This is a genomic window from Sphingomonas bacterium, from assembly GCF_903644135.1.
In the GTDB taxonomy this organism is placed as follows: domain Bacteria; phylum Pseudomonadota; class Alphaproteobacteria; order Sphingomonadales; family Sphingomonadaceae; genus Sphingomonas.
Genome location: NZ_CAHJXA010000252.1, coordinates 1 through 4243 on the forward strand (window position 1 = coordinate 1; position 4243 = coordinate 4243).

Below are 4243 nucleotides of genomic sequence, written 5' to 3' on the forward strand. Positions count from 1 at the left end.
CGAGGCCATCGCCGCGGCCGACCAGGCACTGGCCGACGATGTCGCCTTCATCCCCATCGCCCGCCCGCTGCGCTGGTCGCTGGTGTCGCTGCGGCTGCGCGAGTGGCAGGCCAATGCGCGGGCATGGCACCCGTTGAACCATCTGCGCGGCGGTCCCATTTGAGGCTGATGAGCCGTGCCCTTCCCTTCGATCCCGCCGCCCTGCCGATCGGCCGCGACCCTCTCTCCGTCCGCCGGCGGGTCGAGGCGATGGAGCATCTGCTGGAGGGGCTGTTCGTCGTTCCTGGCCTCAACCGCCGCATCGGCCTCGACGTCATCCTCGATGCGCTGCCGGTTGCGGGCGACACTATCGGCGCGCTGCTCGGCCTCTACATGGTGTGGGAAGCGCGCAACCTGCACATGTCGAAGTTTCAGATTGCGCGCATGGTAGGCAATGTCGGGTTCGACTGGCTGTTGGGACTCATCCCGTTCCTGGGTGCGGTGCCGGACTTCTTCTTCCGGTCGAACTCGCGCAACCTCAAGATCATCCTGCGCCATCTCGATCGTCACTTCCCGGCGGTTGCGACGATCCGGGGCTGAGACGTGGCCGGGCAGGTCCGCCGCGCCAGATCTTGAGCGCCGCCGTGGTTACCGCACCGCCGCTGTCGGGCCGGCATCGCTCATAGGCAAATTGCCGGTCGAGGCACAGCCACAGCTCGTCCAGCCAGCCCAGCCGATTGAGCGTGACGCGGACGGCGCTGGCCGGCAGCCCTGGGTTCGCCGCCGCCAGTGCCTCCGCCAAGCGGCCGACGGTCAGGCCCTGCTCGCGCGACAGTGCCGCCATGTCGGGGTAGCGCAGCTTGGCGTACAGCCCGGTCGAGCGGCGGAAATAGGAGTCTGGGTCCAGCCCCGCCATGCAGGTGCCATGCTTGGCCCATTCGTGCTGGAGCAGCTGCGCCGATGGCGTCGAGCACAGGTTCGCCCGGATCGTCGCCGGAGCCAGCAGCGGCGTCGAGCGGCAATATTGCGGCCAGTCCTTGCCGACGCCGTCGGGCCATAATCCATGCAGGACGAACCCGAAGCGGTTGCCCTGCCCGCACTCGAAATCGCTCGCCCCGTTGTGCGGCATGTGACAATATTCCGGGGCCCATGTCACCGCGAGCGTATAGCCGCCGGTCGGCAACAGCCGCTGCGGCTGGCTGGCGGAGGGCAGCTCGGGATGCGGCCGCTCGACCTGCGCCGGCAGCGAGCAGCTGAGCGCCTGGGCGACCGCGCCGGTCGGCAGCATCAGCACCGCCGCAAGACCGGCGCGCAACGCGGTGGTCACGCCACGTTGGCCGGACGCGCCGCGAACCAGGCGTTGGCGTCGGGGCGGAACAACATGAACACGGCCACCGCCTGCAGCACCCAGCTGACGACCGTCAGGACGCCGCCGATCCCCGGCAGCATCGTGCCGCGGCCGATGCTAGCAAGGAAGCCGAGCACGCCGAGCCCGAAGAACACCACCACGATCCACTTGGCGACCACGCTCGCCTGCCGCGCGACGAACCACCAGAGCGTCAGCGTGATGATGCCGCCGACGACGACGCCGACCAGGGCGATGGTGCTGACCGTGCCGGCCCCGATCGTGGCGGCGGCGTTGGCATCGGCAAGCGCCAGGCGGCCGTTCCACGTCAGCGCCAGGTTGACGAGGCCGATCAGCCACGCGCCAAGATAGCAACGCTCGAACGTGATGATCGATTGGGGTCGTAGCATCGGCACCTCCTCCTGTGTTGACCGGCAACGTATCGCCCCCGCCCGGCTTGGCAACCCCGCTCGCGCCGTCTCAGCCGACGGCTGCGAAATCCAGCCCGATATCGGCGGCCGGGGCGCTCTGGGTCAGCCTGCCGACCGACACATAGGTGACGCCGGTCTCGCCGATCGCGCGGATCGTCTCCAGCGTGACCCCGCCCGACGCCTCGGTCGGCACCCGCCCGTCGACCAGCGTCACCGCCCCGCGCAGCACCGCCGGGGCCATGTTGTCGAGCAGCAGCCAGGTCGCGCCCGCCACCAGCGCCGGCTCGATCTGGTCAACGCGGTCGACTTCGACGATGATCCGGCCGATGCCGGCACCGCGCGCGCGCCGCACCGCTTCGCCGACATCGCCGGCGACGGCGACGTGATTGTCCTTGATCATCGCCGCGTCCCACAGCCCCATGCGATGGTTCTGCGCGCCGCCCATGCGGGTCGCGTATTTCTCCAGCACGCGCAGTCCCGGCAAGGTCTTGCGCGTGTCGAGCAGGATAGCGCCGGTACCCCGCAGCCGCTGGACATAGGCGCTGGTCAGCGTCGCGATCCCCGACAGATGCTGCACCGTGTTGAGCGCCGAGCGCTCGGCGGTCAGCAGGGCGCGCGCGGCACCATCGATCCGCAGCAGCGCGGTGCCGGCGGCGACCGCTGCGCCATCCTCGACCTGCATCTCGACAGTGGCGCTCGGGTCCAGCGCGCGGAAGAAAGCGGCGGCGATCGGCAGCCCGGCGACGGTGATCGCATCGCGGCTGGCCATCACCGCAGTGAACCGCGCGTCGGCGGGGATGACGGCGGCAGAGGTGATGTCACCCGCCTCGCCCAAATCCTCCGCTAGCGTCGCAGCAACGAAGGCGTCGAGGTCGAAGCCGGTGGCTAGCGTATGAACGTCGGCCACCGTCATCGATGCGCCACCCGCGCCGGCCCGAGATCACCCTGCCCCACGGTAGCACTCGCCATCGTCAGCATCGCGTCGAGGCTCTTCTTCGCACGCAGCCTGAGTCCCTCCTCGATCTCGATCCGCGGCGTCAGGTCGCGCAACGCGACGTACAGTTTCTCCATGGTGTTGAGCGCCATGTACGGACAGATGTTGCAGTTGCAGTTCCCGTCCGCCCCCGGCGCGCCGATGAAGGTCTTGGCCGGGAGTGCCTTCTCCATCTGGTGAATGATGTGCGGCTCGGTGGCGACGATCAGCGTGTCGCCAGGGAAGCTCTGCGCGAACTCCAGGATGCCGCGCGTCGAGCCGACATAATCGGCATGGTCGAGGATCACCGCCGGGCACTCCGGATGCGCTGCGACCGGTGCGCCGGGGTGCTGCGCCTTGAGCTTCATCAGCTCGGTCTCGCTAAACGCCTCGTGGACGATGCAGACGCCCGGCCACAACAGCATCTCGCGCCCGGTCTTGCGGGTCAGATATCCCCCAAGGTTGCGGTCGGGACCGAAGATGATTGGCTGGTCGGCCGGTAGCTGCGCCAGGATCGTCTCGGCCGACGACGACGTGACGATGATGTCGCTCAGCGCCTTCACCTCGGTCGAGCAGTTGATGTAGGTCAATGCGATATGGTCGGGATGCGCGGCGCGGAAGGCGGCGAACTGCTCGGGCGGGCAGCTGTCCTCCAGGCTGCAGCCGGCGTCCATGTCGGGCAGCACCACGATCTTGCCGGGCGACAGGATCTTCGCCGTTTCCGCCATGAAGCGCACCCCGCAGAAGGCGATGACGTCGGCGTCGGTCTCGGCGGCGCGGCGCGACAGGTCGAGGCTGTCGCCAACGAAGTCGGCCAGGTCCTGCAGCTCGGGCTTCTGGTAATAATGCGCCAGGATCACTGCGTTGCGCTCCCGCCGGAGCCGGTCGATCTCGGCGCGCAGGTCGAGCCCGGTCAGGTCGTTGGTCAGCTTCATGGCGCGTGTCCCGATCGGATCAGAAATGATTATGTAGGACGTCATCGACCGAACGCGAGACGTCCCAGCGTTCGGTGCTCGCCACCGGCTCGTCGGCGAAGCGGACCGTCACCGCGGCATCCAGCCCGGCGGCCCGCAACGGCATCGCAAAGCTGCGCTCGACGGCGCGGCGGGTGGCATCGCGGGCAAGCTTCATCGGCACCGCCTCGTGCGCCTGCCGCGCCAGCTCGGCCTGCGCGTTGGCGCGGTTGGCGGTGTCCAGCGTCTTGTCGGCACTCGTGAAGCGCGACAGCACGCCGCCCGAGCCATATTCGCGGATCGCGGCCAGGTCGACCTGCGGCTGGTCGGCCTCGACCGGCGGCAGGGTCACCGCCAGCGTCCTGCTTGCCGCATCCCAGCGCACGTCGCGCTGCTCCAGCTTGCCGAGATCGACCTCGTAGCGGACCAGTCCGGGCAGGATCAGCGTCTTCTCGTCGGTCAGGCCGAGCATAGACTGGCGCGAGGTCACCACCGCCACGAAGCGCGCCGCGAACGCCGACAGCCGGTTCTGCTCGCGCAAGCCGACCAGGCTGGCGCGGGC

6 protein-coding genes are annotated in these 4243 nt (G+C 69.0%); 1 reads left to right on the plus strand and 5 read right to left on the minus strand.

The window, feature by feature from the left end:
* The first annotated feature begins 168 nt into the window (after positions 1-168).
* Complete coding sequence (locus HUU96_RS12220) at positions 169-579, plus strand: DUF4112 domain-containing protein (protein WP_254605210.1); 411 nt, start codon at positions 169-171, stop codon at positions 577-579.
* On the opposite strand, the gene HUU96_RS12225 is transcribed toward HUU96_RS12220, so the two are convergent.
* From HUU96_RS12225 to HUU96_RS12245, 5 genes are all read right to left on the minus strand, one after another.
* Positions 524-1267 carry a ribonuclease T2 family protein gene (locus HUU96_RS12225; protein ID WP_174293057.1) on the minus strand — a complete coding sequence of 248 codons (744 nt, stop codon included), beginning with the start codon at positions 1265-1267 and terminating at the stop codon, positions 524-526. The genes HUU96_RS12220 and HUU96_RS12225 overlap by 56 nt on opposite strands.
* Before the next feature lie 35 nt (positions 1268-1302).
* Positions 1303-1734, minus strand: coding sequence for a hypothetical protein (locus tag HUU96_RS12230; RefSeq protein WP_174293053.1), 432 nt, complete (start codon positions 1732-1734; stop codon positions 1303-1305).
* 70 nt (positions 1735-1804) lie between these two features.
* The gene (nadC, locus tag HUU96_RS12235; protein WP_174293054.1) at positions 1805-2668 is read right to left on the minus strand and encodes a carboxylating nicotinate-nucleotide diphosphorylase; all 864 of its coding nucleotides are present in this window, start codon (positions 2666-2668) and stop codon (positions 1805-1807) included.
* Positions 2665-3663, minus strand: coding sequence for a quinolinate synthase NadA (gene nadA, locus HUU96_RS12240; protein ID WP_174293055.1), 999 nt, complete (start codon positions 3661-3663; stop codon positions 2665-2667). Before nadA ends, nadC begins: the two co-directional genes overlap by 4 nt.
* A 19-nt stretch (positions 3664-3682) precedes the next feature.
* Positions 3683-4243 (minus strand): DUF4230 domain-containing protein (locus HUU96_RS12245; RefSeq protein ID WP_174293056.1); only part of this gene is annotated, 561 nt, incomplete at its 5' end.

Excerpts from the sequence above, each read along its gene's own strand:
- HUU96_RS12220 (WP_254605210.1), top strand. The coding sequence starts at position 169 with ATGAGCCGTGCCCTTCCCTTCGATCCCGCCGCCCTGCCGATCGGCCGC.
- HUU96_RS12225 (WP_174293057.1), bottom strand. The coding sequence starts at position 1,267 with ATGCTGCCGACCGGCGCGGTCGCCCAGGCGCTCAGCTGCTCGCTGCCG.
- HUU96_RS12230 (WP_174293053.1), bottom strand. The coding sequence starts at position 1,734 with ATGCTACGACCCCAATCGATCATCACGTTCGAGCGTTGCTATCTTGGC.
- nadC (WP_174293054.1), bottom strand. The coding sequence starts at position 2,668 with ATGACGGTGGCCGACGTTCATACGCTAGCCACCGGCTTCGACCTCGAC.
- nadA (WP_174293055.1), bottom strand. The coding sequence starts at position 3,663 with ATGAAGCTGACCAACGACCTGACCGGGCTCGACCTGCGCGCCGAGATC.